This is a genomic window from Methylotenera oryzisoli (assembly GCF_004661485.1).
Classification (GTDB): domain Bacteria; phylum Pseudomonadota; class Gammaproteobacteria; order Burkholderiales; family Methylophilaceae; genus Methylotenera; species Methylotenera oryzisoli.
Genome location: NZ_PQVH01000003.1, coordinates 1 through 17,103, shown reverse-complemented (window position 1 = coordinate 17,103; position 17,103 = coordinate 1). Strand labels below are relative to the sequence as shown.

Annotated in this window: 12 protein-coding genes; all 12 read right to left on the bottom strand. The window is 42.0% G+C overall.

The window, feature by feature from the left end; genetic code table 11:
• Positions 1-3,035, bottom strand: a 3,035-nt coding sequence (locus tag C3Y98_RS02280) for a methyl-accepting chemotaxis protein (RefSeq protein ID WP_135276524.1), incomplete at its 3' end; no start/stop codon positions are given.
• A 172-nt stretch (positions 3,036-3,207) separates the two neighbouring features.
• Positions 3,208-6,180, bottom strand: coding sequence for a methyl-accepting chemotaxis protein (locus C3Y98_RS02275; RefSeq protein WP_135276523.1), 2,973 nt, complete (start codon positions 6,178-6,180; stop codon positions 3,208-3,210).
• A 110-nt stretch (positions 6,181-6,290) separates the two neighbouring features.
• Positions 6,291-8,621: a methyl-accepting chemotaxis protein gene (locus tag C3Y98_RS12860; protein ID WP_167759885.1), complete on the bottom strand. Its 2,331-nt coding sequence runs from the start codon at positions 8,619-8,621 to the stop codon at positions 6,291-6,293.
• A 182-nt stretch (positions 8,622-8,803) separates the two neighbouring features.
• Positions 8,804-9,304 (bottom strand): chemotaxis protein CheW, encoded by a 501-nt coding sequence (locus C3Y98_RS02255; RefSeq protein ID WP_135276522.1) that lies wholly within the window; start codon positions 9,302-9,304, stop codon positions 8,804-8,806.
• A 12-nt stretch (positions 9,305-9,316) separates the two neighbouring features.
• Positions 9,317-11,623 carry a chemotaxis protein CheA gene (gene cheA, locus C3Y98_RS02250; protein ID WP_135276521.1) on the bottom strand — a complete coding sequence of 769 codons (2,307 nt, stop codon included), beginning with the start codon at positions 11,621-11,623 and terminating at the stop codon, positions 9,317-9,319.
• 262 nt (positions 11,624-11,885) lie between these two features.
• Entirely contained in the window at positions 11,886-12,254 is a 369-nt protein-coding gene (locus tag C3Y98_RS02245) for a response regulator (RefSeq protein ID WP_015832200.1), read from the bottom strand.
• 119 nt (positions 12,255-12,373) lie between these two features.
• On the bottom strand, positions 12,374-12,922 hold the full coding sequence (locus C3Y98_RS02240) for a chemotaxis protein (protein WP_135276520.1): 549 nt from the start codon (positions 12,920-12,922) through the stop codon (positions 12,374-12,376).
• Positions 12,923-13,035: 113 nt separating this feature from the next.
• Positions 13,036-13,974 carry a flagellar motor protein MotB gene (gene motB, locus C3Y98_RS02235; protein WP_135276519.1) on the bottom strand — a complete coding sequence of 313 codons (939 nt, stop codon included), beginning with the start codon at positions 13,972-13,974 and terminating at the stop codon, positions 13,036-13,038.
• An 11-nt stretch (positions 13,975-13,985) separates the two neighbouring features.
• Positions 13,986-14,846 (bottom strand): flagellar motor stator protein MotA, encoded by an 861-nt coding sequence (gene motA / locus C3Y98_RS02230; RefSeq protein WP_135276518.1) that lies wholly within the window; start codon positions 14,844-14,846, stop codon positions 13,986-13,988.
• A gap of 230 nt (positions 14,847-15,076) precedes the next feature.
• Complete coding sequence (locus C3Y98_RS02225) at positions 15,077-15,871, bottom strand: class I SAM-dependent methyltransferase (RefSeq protein ID WP_135276517.1); 795 nt, start codon at positions 15,869-15,871, stop codon at positions 15,077-15,079.
• A 136-nt stretch (positions 15,872-16,007) separates the two neighbouring features.
• Positions 16,008-16,586, bottom strand: a complete 579-nt coding sequence (gene flhC / locus C3Y98_RS02220; protein ID WP_135276516.1) for a flagellar transcriptional regulator FlhC — start codon at positions 16,584-16,586, stop codon at positions 16,008-16,010.
• Positions 16,587-16,638: 52 nt separating this feature from the next.
• Complete coding sequence (gene flhD, locus C3Y98_RS02215) at positions 16,639-16,956, bottom strand: flagellar transcriptional regulator FlhD (protein WP_135276515.1); 318 nt, start codon at positions 16,954-16,956, stop codon at positions 16,639-16,641.
• Between the last annotated feature and the right edge of the window lie 147 nt (positions 16,957-17,103).

Genomic DNA, 17,103 nt, shown 5'->3' with positions numbered 1-17,103 from the left:
GCGTTCATCAATTCATCGGCTTGCTCCATCATCGATTCAGCGGCGGCCGCGGCTTCTTCTACCAAGGCGGTATTTTGTTGGGTGACATCGTCCATCTTCATAATGGCTTCGTTCACTTGCTCAATGCCTGCGCTTTGCTCTTGTGAGGCAGCAGAGATTTCACCAATGATGTCAGAAACACGTTTAACTGAGCTGACGATCTCTTGCATGGTTTCACCAGCGGTTTCTACTTGCTTGGTACCTTCTGCAGTTTTGTTCACTGAGTTGGTAATCAGCTCTTTAATTTCTTTTGCAGCAGAGGCTGAGCGTTGTGCTAGGTTGCGTACTTCTCCTGCTACCACCGCGAAGCCTCGACCTTGTTCCCCTGCTCTTGCTGCTTCAACCGCAGCATTCAGCGCTAGGATGTTGGTCTGGAATGCGATGCCGTCAATAACGCTAATGATGTCTTCAATCTTTTTAGCGCTTTCGTTGATTTGTGCCATGGTGTTGACTACCGCAGAGACGGCTACACCGCCTTTAACCGCTACGCCTGATGCTGCTGAGGCGAGTTGGTTGGCTTGTTTGGCGTTGTCCGCATTTTGTTTCACGGTAGATGAGAGTTCTTCCATGCTGGCTGCAGTTTTTTCTAGGGAGGCCGCTTGGTCTTCTGTTCTGCGTGATAGGTCTGCGTTGCCTTGGGCGATTTCTTTTGCAGCGGTGTTGATGGTTTCTACCGATTGCTGCACAGTCACGATCGGACTAACGATCATTTCTAAGGTTTCGTTCATGCCGTTTACAATTTTACGGTAGTCGCCTTGGTGCCTGTCTGCATTAGCGCGCACAGTCACGCGGCCTTCACGTGCTGCATCAGCAAGTAGCTGAGCATCGGCTACTAATGCGTTAATTGATGAAAAACAGGTATTTAAATTATCTTTAATTTTATTAAAGTCACCATTGTAACGACTTGTGATTTGCTCAGGAATATCGCCTCTTGCAATATCTTCCACGCTATTTGCAGCCATATTTAAAGGATCAACAATCGCATCTAGTGTAGCATTAAGCCCCTCGATTACTTTACGGTACTCTCCCAAATGTTTAGATGCATCAGCACGTGAAGTTAAATTTCCAGCCTCAGCTGCTTGTGCTAGTAGATTGCCATCTGCAACTAGAGACTTGATTGCCACACCACACGCATTAAGGTTGTTTTTAATAATATTAAAATCACCTTTGTACTCTTGATTAATTTCTACAGGAATTACACCTTTTGAAAGATTATCAACATAGTTCGCGGCCATATTAAGAGGACCAATTACAGCCTCTAACAATTTATTCATGCCTCCACTTATCTCTTTTAGGAAGCCATCTGGATACTGTGTTGCATCAATTCTACTTGTTAAATCTCCGGCTACTGTCTGATCAATTAACCGAGCTATACTTTGCTCAGCAGCGAGTTCCTCTGTGCGGTCATCCCACTGAATCATGCGACCTAAATATTGCCCTTCTGAGTTATGTACTGGGTTGAAAGTTAACCTTAAATGACGACCAGCCATTGTGGTGTTAAGTACCTTACTACCTTTAAGTTCTGCAACATAAGACGCTCGGTCTTCCTCATTTTCAATATACTTACCCAGTGTACCACCAATTAATTTATCCACCTCAAAGCCGGGGTGTAGCTTTTCGATATTTGCACTCATTTTCTCCCATAACGCAAATCCAGCCTTATTCATGTAAATAAGTTTATTATTCTCATTGCCTACTGTAACTGGAATAGACGCATTATCTAGTGCAGACTTGATTCTATCAACACCAGCTAAAGTATCTGTATAGTCAAAATCTATTCTTGTTTTTAATGCCCTATAGGCATCCATCACATCTGTCATTTCATCGCGGTGACCTGTACGTAACACGGAGTCATGATCTTCACCTTGTGCACTTGCCATCAAGTATTCAATTGCCATACGTATACGCGGCATGATGGCGTGGTAAAGTTGCCATCCGAGGAATCCTGTAATCAATAGCCCTAGCAAAATAAACAGGATATTTACATTACGTTTAAAAACGTAATTCTCCTGAGCCTGATTAAATTCCTTTGCGGCAATATCCAACTGTAGCAATGTCAGTTGGCTAATCTTTTCAGACAAAGGTTCAATCGCTGGGTAAAGTTGATTAACCGTGAACTCAGTAATTAATGCTTGATCCCGAGCTTTTAGAATCTCTTTTAATCTTGCTGTCGCTAGATTTGCTTGCGTGAAAAGGGGCTTTGCTTCAGCAATGAGCTCTTTCTCTTCAGCAACCAAATAGGTATTTGTATATGCTTGCCAATTTTTATCTACTGCTTTAATTGCATCGTCGACGTTTTGCTCTGCTTGTGTCCAACTAATATTACCATTACGCACTTTATGAGAGGTATCGACAATATTGACCGCATACATATCAGCAACTATTTTCAATTGCTGAAGTGGTACAACACGATCATTGTAGACCGTTGACAATCTCTCATTGCTATATTGAATACCATACAAGCCATTGATACCCAATGAAAAACAGGTAAGTGCCACTGTCAGAAAAATACATACGATTCTAGCTTTAAGTGAGAAGTTCCGTTTAAAGTTATTAACTTTAGTCATCACTCCTTCTAGCCATGAATGATGCTCTTTAAGGTAACGATGGTAATTAAGCGCACCTTCAATTTGCTCTCTAGATGCCTTCTTGCGAACAGAAATATAACCGGAAACCGTCTCGTTTTCTTTTATAGGTGTTACAACAGCCTCTACCCAGTAGTGGTCGCCATTTTTACAACGATTTTTAACGATTCCGATCCATGGTTTACCTGACTTGACTGTACTCCAAAGATCCTGAAATGCCTCTGATGGCATATCAGGATGACGTACAATATTGTGACTCTGACCGATTAACTCATCCTCGTTAAAACCACTAATATCAATAAAATCTCTATTAACAAACGTGATCCTGCCTTTCAAGTCTGTTTTAGAAACTAGTTGGTGAGTGCTATTAAGCTCCAGTTCTCGTTGCGTCACTGGCATATTGATTTTCATGGTTTTATTCTTTCTGGCACTTTAAACAAAGTCTAATCATGCAAAAAACGTTTTAACTTACTAGTTACACTTCTAAATTTAATTAAATTGAATGTTCATCAATACAGATCAAATACTGAGTCATGATTAGATTACTCAAAGCAACTGAGAAATTCATTCCAGCTGATTACAACTAAAACTCCTCCCAGTCATCATTCGACTTATTAGTCAATACCTTAGCCGGAGCCATACGCTTATGCACACTAGATTCAATTGCATCGATAGCATTGATTGTTCGTTTTGAGGTCTTAGAGAACTCACCTCCCAATAGTTGCTTTGCTTTAGCCTGATTTTGCTCATGCACGCATCGCACAATATGTCCTACGCTCTCATGAAATTCTGCGTGTGCAGTTTTAAGCTCTTTGTATTCAGGCGTATGTGCATGCTTTTGCGCACGACCATATATCCAACCACCTAATGGACACTGGTCATCGCGACAAACCTTCTCCACCTCCAGATGTTCTTTTGACCGGCCCGCGATGTAGTCTACTAAACGAGTTTTCCACTTAACATGCGCTTGCTTGGCTTCTTCAAATGAAAAGTCATGCGTTAATTTAGGTGTAGTAATACCTGAAATGCGCGATGGCTGTGAAATTGTTCTTAGATTTGGTCTACTTTGCAAACCATGGTCACCACTTAATTTAAACGCACTGACCGTATCCATTAAAGCAACAGCCTGATCAACCAATGACTCAGCTGCTGCGGCTGCCTGTTCAACCAACGCTGCATTCTGCTGAGTCACTTCATCCATGCTAGTAATAGCGTTATTCACCTGATCAATACCGGCGCTTTGTTCAATAGAGGCGGCCGTAATTTCACCCATAATGTCTGTCACACGCTGTACTGAGTTCACAATTTCCTGCATGGTGGCACCGGCATTCTCAACTTGCTTGGTACCTTCTGCGGTTTTATTTACAGAATCAGTTATGAGCTCTTTAATCTCTTTCGCTGCACTAGCCGAGCGTTGAGCCAGATTGCGGACCTCTCCGGCCACCACTGCAAAGCCACGACCTTGCTCACCTGCTCTTGCAGCCTCTACCGCAGCATTGAGTGCAAGAATATTGGTTTGGAAGGCAATGCCATCAATCACACTGATAATGTCTTCAATTTTGTGAGCGCTTTGGTTAATTGCGTTCATTGTATTCACAACCTGGCCAACAACTTCGCCGCCTTTAACTGCAACACCTGAAGCCGCACTAGCTAACTGGTTAGCTTGTTTTGCGTTCTCGGCATTTTGTTTCACAGTAGAAGCAAGCTCCTCCATACTAGAAGCAGTTTCTTCTAGGCTTGATGCTTGCTGCTCCGTACGACTGGAAAGATCGGTGTTACCAGATGAAATTTCGCCTGCAGCTGTGTTAATTGTCTCCCCAGCTTCTTTGACTTGAATAATGACTTCTGTCATTTTGTCCATCAGCGCATTCACGCCATCGCAGAGGCTGGCAATTGCGCCTGTCTTGCCTGTAAGTGAAACTCGGCTACTCAGATTACCTGCTTTAGCCGCTTCAATAATCAGTTGCGTCTCTTCTACAGCGTCTGATAGTATTTGCGCTTCCTGTGCTTTCTCAGCCGTGTCTGCAGCAGTTTGTTGCATCACGGCATCCAACGTACCATTCACGCCCTCAACTATTTTTCTATAGTCACCCCAATGTTTAGAAACATCTGCACGCGTCTCTAGCTCATTGTTTTGTGCAGCCTGTGCCAACATGTTTGCATCTGATACCAATAAACTCAAAGCATCAACACAAGCATTTAGATTATTCTTGATGATATTAAAATCACCACTGTAATGCTCGGTAATTTTGGTCGGGATATTGCCTTTTGCAAAATTATCGACATAGCTAGCAGCTACGCTTAATGGGCCAACTACAGCATCTAAGCAATTATTAAAGCCCTCAACGACTTTACGGAAGTCACCTTGATATTTAGCAACATCACCACGATTATTTAAATGCCCTGCAATTGCAGAGTTTTCCAAGCTAATCGCTTCATTTACTAAATTATTGACAGCATCAATACATGTATTTAAATTATTTTTAATCGTATTAAAGTCACCATTGTAATGATCTACAATTTTGGCCGGGATATCACCTTTAGAGATTCTATCCACATAATTTGCAGCCACATTAAGCGGCCCAACAATCGCATCTAAAGTATCATTTACACCGCTGAGTACTTTACGAAAATCTCCCTGATGACGGCTTACCTCTGCACGCGTTGCCAAGCGACCTTGTTGTGAGGCTTGTGATAGCACAGCAATATCTGAAATTAATAGCTTGATGTTAGCTTGCATAGTACTCATTGCAGCCATGGTGCTACTACGATCATTCTCCTCTAGTGGGATAGTAAAATCCAAATCTCCTAAAGAAATACGCTTAGCAGTGTCGTACATGGTATCAGGCTCACCACCTAAGGCTTTCGTAATTGATCGTGTAATCGCAAAACCTAACCAGACCAGCATTAATAGCGCCAAAGCTAACCCAGAAAACGTTAACAAACGTACTTTTTCATAAGTGGCAGATGCTGTGATGTATTCGTTTTCTGCAATTTCCAGATTATATTTAAGCAATACTTTTAAATCGGCCTCAGCTGCTTCATATACTTCTGCAGCCTGATCACCAATTGGTTTTAAAGCCTCATAATTATTGGCGCGTAATTGAGTAACTGCTGGCTTTAGAATTATTGAAACAAACTGACCACGGCTTTTTGCGAATTTATCTGCTAGCAGTCTTTCTTCTGGTGATAAATTGCTGTTGGTATAGGTATCCCATATCTGCGTTATTTCTTTCATTCTACTTTCAATGAAATCAGCTTGTTGATTCGAATATTGTGCATCCAGCTCAATGGTCACCTGCCCATTTTCACCGACTGTAGCCGTATAGTGACCTAAGGCTGCATTTATTCGCGCACGATTTTTTAGCATATTAATCGCAATCTGATTTAATGAGCCCACCGGCACCATGCGGTCCTGATAAACAGACTTCAAACTATTTTTCACTTGGCTAAGCTCATAAAGGCCAATCGCAGCCTGTGTTACAACCACCACCACAGCGAGAGCAATAATTACCATTAATCGCTGCGCAACAGTTAGCGCTCTAAGTAGCTTCATTCCAATATCTCCATTTTTATTACATATTCATAACTGCAGAACTAACGTCATCTCTAGATAAAGTCACATACTTTAACTACAGATACGCGTTAATTTTGAATTTTTATTAATTAAAACTCTTCCCAATCGCCATCATGACTGGCACCGTTAGCCTTAGCCAACGGCACTTGCGATGTCTTACTTAATGGCTGCTTTAATGTACTGTTAACTCTTGCTAGTGCAACTGGCTTGGAACCACCTCGCCCAGTATTGGATTTATTCGCATAGACGGAGCCTTGACTCAATTTAAACGCATTCACAGTATCCATCAATCCCATCGCCTGATCTACTAACGATTCTGCCGCCGCTGCCGCCTGCTCAACTAATGCCGCATTCTGCTGGGTCACTTCATCCATGCTAGTAATGGCGTTGTTTACTTGGTCAATGCCCGCACTTTGCTCGATAGATGCTGCCGCAATCTCACCCATGATGTCCGTTACGCGTTGTACTGAGTTCACAATCTCTTGCATGGTTTTACCAGCAGTTTCTACTTGTGCTGTGCCTTGTGCAGTTTTGCTCACTGAGTCGGTAATCAGTTCTTTAATTTCTTTCGCCGCACTGGCTGAACGTTGGGCTAGGTTACGCACTTCACCTGCCACCACAGCAAAGCCTCTGCCTTGTTCACCTGCCCTAGCAGCTTCTACAGCGGCGTTAAGTGCCAGAATGTTAGTTTGGAACGCAATGCCGTCAATCACTGAGATGATGTCTTCAATTTTCTTGGCGCTGGCGTTAATGTCGCTCATGGTGTTCACCACTTGGCCAACAACTTCTCCACCTTTAACCGCTACGCCTGATGCTGCTGAAGCTAGCTGGTTGGCTTGCTTGGCGTTCTCCGCATTCTGTTTCACGGTTGAGGCAAGCTCTTCCATGCTAGAGGCTGTTTCTTCTAGGCTTGAGGCTTGCTGTTCAGTACGGCTAGAGAGGTCTGTGTTACCAGAGGATATTTCACCAGCAGCGGTGTTAATCGTTTCCCCAGCTTCGTGTACTTGAATAATCACTTCCGTTAATTTGTCCATCAGCGCATTCACGCCATCACATAAGCTGGCAATCGCTCCCGTCTTGCCCGCTAGAGGTATACGGCTACTTAGGTCTCCATCCTTAGCGGCCTCAATAATATGATCAGTCTCAGCAACAGCAGCTGCCAATTCAATTTCTGCAATATGCTGCTGTGTGACATCAATGGCAACTTTAAAAACTTTAACCGGACGGCCTTGCACATCACAAATTGGGTTATAGCTCGCTTGCAGCCAGATTTCCTTACCGCCTTTACCTAAGCGTTTATAAACCCCATGATCGAACAAACCTTTGTTTAAGTTTTCCCAAAACTGCTTATATTCCAAACTATTGGCATAGGCTGGATCAACCAGCTTGCTGTGGTGCTGTCCAATTACCTCTGCTTTTGAGTATCCCACAACATTTTCAAAGTTTTCATTAATACTAGTTACCCTGCCATCCATACTAAACTCGATCACTGAGTAGGCACGATCAATAGCAGCTAACTGTCCAGCGTTACCAGCATCACGCAAGCTTTGCTCTGTAATATCAATCGCATAATTCACGATTTTAATTACCTTACCATCCATATCTCTAATTGGGCTTAAATACGCTTGCACCCAAATTTCTTTACCACTTTTGGTGATACGTTTCACCTTACCGGTTACATACTCACCGGACACTAGCTTTTTCCAATTTTCTGCATACGCAGGGCTTTTAACATCTGCAGGATCAAGCAGCATAGATGAATGCTTACCTAACAACTCTGGCAACTGATACTCAAGCAACTTAAGATAAGTTTCATTGGCATGAATGATGTTACCGTCCAGGTCCATTTCTATCATTGCCTGAAATCTTGCAATTGACTCATTTTGTATTCGACTATCAAAGTCTGCGATTTCACGCGCTTTAATCGCAGTAATATCTCTCCACTCTAAAACATTACCAATGTAATCCCCTTTAGCATCATAGGTGGCAGTAACATAAAGTGAAATGGTAAGTGAACCGACTTTAATTTCTGTTGAAAATGGTAAACGCGCAGGAGTAGCCAACATTTGACGCTGATGCTGCGGGTTTTTATGAAACACATCAATACAAGTACCAATAATTTTAGCTGGATCAAATGATGGAAATACTTTTAGGAACGCTGCCTTATTGTGATTAAAAAGACTCATGCTTGCAACGTTAGCGTAGGTAACAATGAAGTTACGGTCAACCATCATAATCGCTGAAGAGGAGCTATCCATCGCACTTTTAATGGTTGCCAATGTGGCTTCTCGCCTTTTCAACTCAGCAATCTCTGCATCTTTTTGGGAGATTTCTAACGTAGCTTGCTGGATCAGGGCTTTTTTATCTTTTAATTCTTTTGAAGTTTTACCTGTTAATCCATTAATCAATGCTGCAATCATCTGTGAGCTCCCAAAAGTGATGTAACGAAGTATTTAATCGAAATTAGTATTTTATTTTTTATATCGAGCATCTTGATTAAAAATGAACCAATCAAATGTTCACGATGCTTACATTAAAACTGTTCTAAACTCTCACCTTCCAACGTTGGCTAGCTATATCCTATTAACTTAAGCGTTTCCTCCTATGCTGCAACAGCATCAACTAGCGCCATTTCCTGACTAGTCATCAACTGTTCAATATCAACTAAAATCAACATTCTTTGATCTAGCGTTGCCAAACCAACGATATATTTAGTATCGATACTTGTCACTAAAGAAGGTACATCACGGATTTGCTCTTCTTTCAAAGCAATCACATCAGATACACCATCCACCACAATACCAACAACACGACCATGCAAATTCAAAATGATGACGACTGTAAACTCGTTATATTCAACCTTCCCTAAGTTGAATTTAATGCGCAAATCAACAATCGGGACAATTTTCCCGCGTAAATTAACAACGCCTTTAATAAACTCTGGCGTATTTGCAATTTGTGTTACTGCGTCGTACCCGCGGATTTCCTGAACTTTTAAAATTTCAAGTCCATACTCTTCTGCACCCAACACAAAGGTTAGATACTCACCCTCTGCGCTTTTAGCCCTTGAACTTACATTAGTTATTACATTGTCTGTACTCATTGCTTAAGCTCCTTATGCATTGCGTTGCATATGCTGATTATTTTGGTTAGAAAATGAGGCTGCGCCGGTAATATAGTTGGTACTTTGTCCCATTTGTATCAAAGCTGCAACATCCAATATTAAGGCGACTGAGCCATCACCCATAATGGTTGCACCGGATACGCCAAGCACCTTCTTAAAGTTTGTTTCTAAACTCTTGATGACAACCTGCTGCTGCCCTACTAATCGATCAACAAACAAAGCTGACTTCTTACCGTCAGACTCTAAAAGCACCAACACACCTTGGGTTGGGTCTGTGATATCAGTAGCGTGATTAAATAGGCTATGCAGTGCGATAATCGGCAGGTACTCACCGCGCACATGCACCATACGACCTTCACCTGTAACGGTTTTAATATCCTCAGCACGTGGCTGCAAGGTTTCAACAATCAAATTGAGCGGGATAACATAAACGCTTTCCCCCAGTGAAACTGACATGCCGTCTAGAATTGCCAGCGTCAGCGGCAGTGAAATTGAAATTGTGGTACCGAAACCAAGTGCAGAGCGAATCTCAACAGCGCCTCCCATTGCAGTAATGTTCCGCTTCACTACATCCATGCCCACGCCACGACCTGAAACATCAGTTACCACTTCAGCAGTAGAGAAACCTGGGGCAAAAATGAGTGAGAAAACCTCACTATCAGTCATGCTTTCACTGACAGCCAATCCATTTGAATGGGCTTTAGCTAAAATTTTGTCTCGATTCAAACCAGCACCATCGTCAGTCACCTCAATCACGATACTGCCACCTTTATGCGCTGCAGATAATGTTAATGTTCCAGTCTCACTCTTGCCGGCTTTTCTACGATTTTCTGGTATCTCGATACCATGATCCACACTGTTTCTAACCAAATGCGTAAGCGGGTCGACAATACGCTCAATCAAGCCTTTATCTAACTCAGTAGTCGCGCCAATTGTGGCAAAATCCACTTTCTTGTTTAACTTAGCGGCCAAGTCCCGAACCATACGAGGGAAGCGCGAGAATACAAAATCCATCGGCATCATACGAATAGACATCACCGACTCTTGCAAATCACGGGTGTTACGAGTGAGCTGGCCCACGCTGTTGATTAATGCCTCATTTTGAACCGGATCTAACATGCTGATGCGCTGCTCAATCATCGCTTGCGTAATTACCAATTCACCAACTAGGTTAATCAGTTGATCAACCTTTTCAACACCAACACGTATCGATGATGCTTCTGCACTAGCAGGCGGCGCTTTATCAGATTCCCGGCGTCCGAGATTTTTACGTTCAGCTTCAGGGCTAGGTACACTGGTTGCTGTAGGTTCTGTTTTTGCTGTAGCAGATGCCTGTTGTGCATTGCTGATACCACTATTAGATAATGTAAGCGCAGTGTCATCACCAATCAATTCGGATTTAACTGCATCAGGATGAGGTTGGAATGGCGCAAAGAAACCATAACCTTCTTCTTGTTTTTCTTTGCCTTCGTCTTCAAATAGGCCATAACCAACTTCTTCCTGCACAAGCACTTTAGCGCTAGATTCGACTTTACTTTCAACAACTTCAACAGTGGCGGGCTTAACCTCATCAGTTGGTAATGTTGCGGTAGATGCTGTGGAGTTGTTTTTTAATGAAATAACTAAATCATCAGGGTCAACAATAAATGAGCAAATAGAAACAATATCAGCTTCAGATGAATCTGTGGTCAATGTAATAACGAAGCGCCCATCAGCTTGCTTACTTACTGCAGCCTCACCTAAAAGTCCTAACTCTTCTTTTAAATTCTCGACATCTTTTTCTGTAATGTCTGGCATCACAATATTAAAACAGCTCATGCCGTCTGGGATTTCATTTTGCTGTACAGGTGCAACTTCAACAGGCTTAGGTGCTGGTGGCGGCTCGGCAACAACTGGCGCGGGAGCTGAGCCAGCCTCTGAAAGCTGCTTTAACATCATTTTCACATCAGCAACCTGATCCTGATCCACGTCAGTTGCTAATCGATGACCATCTAACTCCATTTTAAGTACATCTTTAGCGGCAAGAAAGGCATCTACATGCTCAGAAGTCAGCGCCATCTCATGCTTACGAATCTTATCTAATAAATTTTCAAGGACGTGGGTAATTTCGGTCATATCCATGAAACCAAAAGTGGCGGCACCACCTTTGATTGAATGAGCCGCACGGAAGATTGCGTTTAACTCTTCGTTATCAGGGTCGTCAATATTAATACCTAAAAGCAAACGCTCGGCCTCTGCTAATAGCTCTTCAGCCTCATCAAAGAAGACTTCATAAAACTGACTCATATCAATTGTCATTGCCGCACTCCATTTATTTACGGACGCCAACGTACAAAATGTACGATTCACGCCAATACGATTACCACGTTTACCGCATGTATCCAGACACTTCTAAGCCAAAATCACTAATCCCAAGCAACATTAAACTCACTTAACGGTAAAAATAAGAGTTAAGTAAAACACTCAAGTACGCTTAATATTGTTTAGAAAAACAGGTTCAAACTCTCAATCATTAAAACTTTGATGCTGGTGCACAAACTATAAAAATTAGCCCTAACAGTTAAGAACCAATAACCTTCTGCACGACTTCAATCAAACGCTTTGGATCAAACGGTTTCACCAACCAGCCATTTGCGCCAGCTGCTTTACCTTTAGCTTTCATTTCATCACTAGACTCAGTTGTTAACATCAAAATTGGCACTTTTTGATACGAACCTAGTCCACGCAAGTTCTTAATTAAGGTCAAGCCATCCATAATTGGCATATTTTGGTCAGTTAAAACCAAATCTACAGTTTTCTCTTTGGCTTTATTTAGGCCATCTTGTCCATCCACTGCTTGAATTACATCATAGCCTGCAGCTTTAAGGCTGAATGCCACCATTTGGCGCAGTGAGCCTGAATCATCTACTGCTAATATTGTTTTTGCCATTTATTTACTCGCTTTATTACTGTTAACAAATAATCACCCGAATCATAAAAATCAGAGCGCTTTCATGCTTAACCTATACTGCTTAACGGCACTAAATTTAATATATTTAGTGCTATAGACTAAAAAAGGTCAATTTCACCTGTAGCCATATCTTGCTGCCCTACCGATTGACGCAGGCCGCCAGACAATGCTCGACTGCCCACCTGCAAACTACGACTCATTTCTTCTAAAAACTTAACGATTTCCTCATGCTCATGACCAGGATCCATCTCATTGCTGTGCGACTCCAGCTCATGCAACAAGTCTTTTAAACCGTTAACTCTTTTGATCGTTCTTGCCACAAGCTGGCTGGTGAGGTCTTGAAATTGAAGGCTAGTAATGACCACATTAACCTCATCCCCAATTTTAGATTTATAAGCGTCCAATTTTTCCAAAATCGGCTGTTCGATTGCATACTTAGCAACCAATGTATCTATAACCTGTTGCTGAGCAGAGATCGCTTCATGCACAGCAGTAAAGCTGCTACTTAGCTTCTCAATCGCCTCACTCAATAAAAAGGTTGTTTGCAGCAGGTCTGCTTCAACCTCAACCAAGTGTTGCTTACCGTGATCAGAGACCGCAGCAAGCAGCTTTCGCAACTCAGCTATTGGTAATGTTTTTGTTTCCATACAGCAACAATCCTAACGCGTTAATTCCGCTTAATTAAGCATACCCATCAACTATCATCAAATCCGCAACGCTAAGCTTGACCAACTAGCAAAGCCCAAACAACATCAACTTATCAATTACTTTTGTTCAATACATTATCCATGGCAGCGTGGTCAGCATTCGATTGCAATTCGGCTTCACCATCATCTTTCAATGCATCCAGCTCCGCCTGTTTATTCATAACAATAATACTGATGCGCCTATTAATTGGATTGAGCGGGTCATCTTTATCAAATAATGAAACAGAGGATAAACCAACCACACGCAACAGTTTGGCTTCATCCATACCACCAGCGATTAATTCTCTACGCGATGCATTCGCACGATCGGAAGAAAGCTCCCAGTTACTGTAGCCTTTTTCACCACTTGAATAAGGTGCAGCGTCGGTATGCCCAGATAAACTAATTTTATTGGTGACACCATTGAGCATCTGCCCAATTTCTTTCAAAATCTGCTTAGCATAAGGCTGCATTTCCGCCTTGGCGGATTCAAACATTGGTCTATTTTGCTCATCAACAATCTGAATGCGTAAACCTTCAGTGGTGATATCAATCAATAGCTGCTTTTTGAATTTACTTAAAGTAGGACTATCTTCAATAGTTTTTTCCAGCTTTTCCTTTAATAGCTCAAGCTTTTCAGCCTCAGCTTTCTCAAGCGCAGCTTTAGCATCTTTAATGTCTACCGCTTTTTGCTTGCCTGGCGGACCATCAACCGGCTTGACCTGCCCTTGTTTCTTTGTCATATCTTTACCACCGCCACCTTTAATTAAGGTATCGCTGGCACCTACAGAGTCCCCACCCATCAAAGCTACTTTAAGCGGTGTTTTAAAGTACTCAGCAATACCTTCTTTTTGCGCTTTAGATGTTGAACCTAAAAGCCACATCAGTAAGAAAAAGGCCATCATTGCTGTAACAAAGTCGGCATAAGCAATTTTCCAAGCACCACCGTGATGTCCACCACCGCCTTTTTTTATTTTTTTAACAATAATCGGCTTGCGTAACTCTTCTGCCATAGCAAGCTCCCTTATTTACCTTTAGCTTGTTTAACGTGTGACTCAAGTTCGGCAAAGCTAGGACGCTCTGTTGAATAAAGCACTTTACGTCCAAACTCAACTGCAATGGCAGGTGCGTAACCATTAAGGCTAGCTAAAAGTGTGACCTTAACGGTTTGGAACATCTTAGTACTTTCTTCTAATTTCTGCTCCAACAAGCCAGAAAGAGGCCCGATGAAACCATAGGCAAGTAAAATACCCAAGAACGTACCAACTAACGCATGCGCAATCAGAATCCCCAATTCTGCTGGGGGCAAGGCAACGTTTTCCATCGTATGCACCACGCCCATCACTGCTGCTACGATACCAAAAGCCGGTAAACCATCGCCTAGTTTTGCCACGCAATGCGCAGGAACATGTCCTTCCATGTGATGAGTTTCAATTTCGTTATCCATTAAATTCTCAACCTGGAAGGCATCCATGTTGCCTGAAACCATCAAACGCAAATAATCTGTAATAAACTCAATCAAATGATGATCATGCTGCAATGCTGGATATTTACTAAACAGTGGGCTAGCCTCAGGATTCTCCACGTCATTCTCAATTGACATCATGCCGTCTTTACGGATTTTGGTGAGAATTTCAAATAACAGCGCCAATAGATCCATATAAAGCGCTTTATTAAACTTTGAGCCTTTAAACAAGGTTGGCAAGGCTTTCAATGTCGCTTTCTGCGCCTTAGAGTCATTACCCACAATAAAGGCACCGACTGCGCCGCCAAAAATCATCAACACCTCTAACGGCTGCCACAAACCACCTAAGTGACCACCTGCTAGCGCGTAACCACCAAAAATGGTGCCGCAAACTACAACATAACCAATGATTACAAACATACTTACGCACCCCAGGTTTTGATACTACGATTTTCAAACATTCCCAATAGAATAGCCAATATAACGTAATTTAATTACTTGAATAAAGTAATTTTTTCTAACCATGCTTACAATTCAAAACCAGCCAGCATAGACCAACTGCCTATTAATATAGATATATACCTAAAAATCATGTGGTTATATAAAAAATCAGTCAGGTAGCTACAGCTAAACCAACCGCATCACATTTATCAGATTTTCCACACATACAACATTTTTTTATGGTCACCCAGTGGAATTAGCTGCGTTGGCTCAACACCATTAATCTCAAACTCATAGCTAACCAATAAAGCTCCGGGGCGCATCTGTGCTTGCGCCTTTTGCCACAAACCTGTCATCGCCGCCGGCGACAAATAAGCAAAAACTAGATCGTAATTTGCAAAATCCAAAGCGTGGTAATCACCAAGTCTGAAATTAACTTTTGAGCTTTTCAGTCTTGAACGTACCACACTGACCAACCATGGCAAAGGTGCTACTTCCACACCATCAACAAAGCAATCAGGCCTTTTTTCTGCAATATGCATAGACATATCACCCAAACCACTACCTATGTCGATGATACGCATGGACTGATACTGGGGAATTAAGGTTAAGACTTGCTGCCAGACAATTGGCATAGAAGGATAAAATGGGACTTGTGTGCGAAACGTCGTCCAATAGAGACTAAGACTAAGTAAAAATCCTATTAGATAAAATGTATTTGATATCTGCCACTGAGACATCACCCAAACAGAAACCGGGAAAAAAAAGTGTATCCAACGCCACCACTTTGCCATATTCGCGACATAGGCTAGGCATACGGCAAAACCAGCCTGCATCAGCGTTAAGTAGAGTGGCAGGCGGTTGCTAGCTATATCGGCAACATATAGTGACTGCGCTTGAAAAATGGAATCTAGTGATAAGACAAAAGAAAAGGCAACCGCCTGTATCAAAACAGCAAGGGTTGCGGGTTTTAGATTAATTTTATTGAAAAATAACTGCAGCATTTTGATGCCAATTTAATTTTCGATACACACTCACCTCCCTAGTCACACAGAGCATGTATTGATTTTTTTTATTTTATTTTTGTTACTGTCAGGCTATCAAAACTGTATCACAATATCAGAACATTACAAGCGCCCGTTAGGCTGTCATTGTTACAACCTTATAGGTGAGTGATTTGGATTTTTTTGTTTTCCCTGCACGTGAAGGAACGTGGCACAAGTTACAAACATAACTGCTATTTAAATCATAAGCATTCACAATGAAGTTGCCGCCGCAACAGCTACAACTTTGCAACTTCAACATTTTACTCTCAACAAAGCGCACCATCGTCCAGGCGCGTGTCATCGACAATACCGGCTCAGTTGACTCTTCAGTCTCAACCTGCTGCAAATATAAGCTATACGCTTTTATTATTGCATGGATACCAGTCTCACCTGTGTAATCAAGCATGAATTTGTAAATATTATAGAAAATAGATGAGTGAATATTAGGCTGCCAAGTTAGGAACCAGTCAGTAGAAAACGGCAGCATACCTTTTGGTGGTGAAACCCCCTTAAGCTCTTTATAAAGCTTAATCAGGCGCTCACGAGATAAGGTTGTTTGAGATTCAAGCAATTGCAACCTTGCACCCAATTTGATCATCTGAATAGCAAGCTGAATCTGCTCCGATTCGTTGACTACACTTTTGGCAGAAGTCACTGGGGTTTTATTTTCCATGATAGTTTCCTTCTTATTTTAAGCAGTATAACCACATCAATCCGGATTATACCTAAACAACCGTTTCCGCCACTTGACCTGACATCAGAATGGCCGCATGCAAATGAGCTTGTGAACGGTCTTTTGTATAGTTTGTTAGCATACCTAGGATTGCACTGTCATCAAAGCGAAACCTTGCCAACATGACATTTGCACTGCTTAATTTGACTAATTGCATATTGCTCAGACTTTCTAGCAAATCTGCAATCTCACTACTGATACCTAAACGGAAAATTGCGGTCGCCTTATCTGCTCGGATAAGTTGCTGCGCCAACATTAAATAGTTGAGGTTGGCATCTCTGATTTCCGACATCAATTCTATTTCAGTCATTTTGAATTCCGATTCTAAATATCTTGCTGTTGTTAAAACCACATACCAATATGGTTAGTAACACTTTGAGCCTTTTTGGCGCAATAAACAAGAATGTGCTGTCGGTATTTTTTGTGAGCAAACAAGACAAGCCAGTGTAGGTGCTTG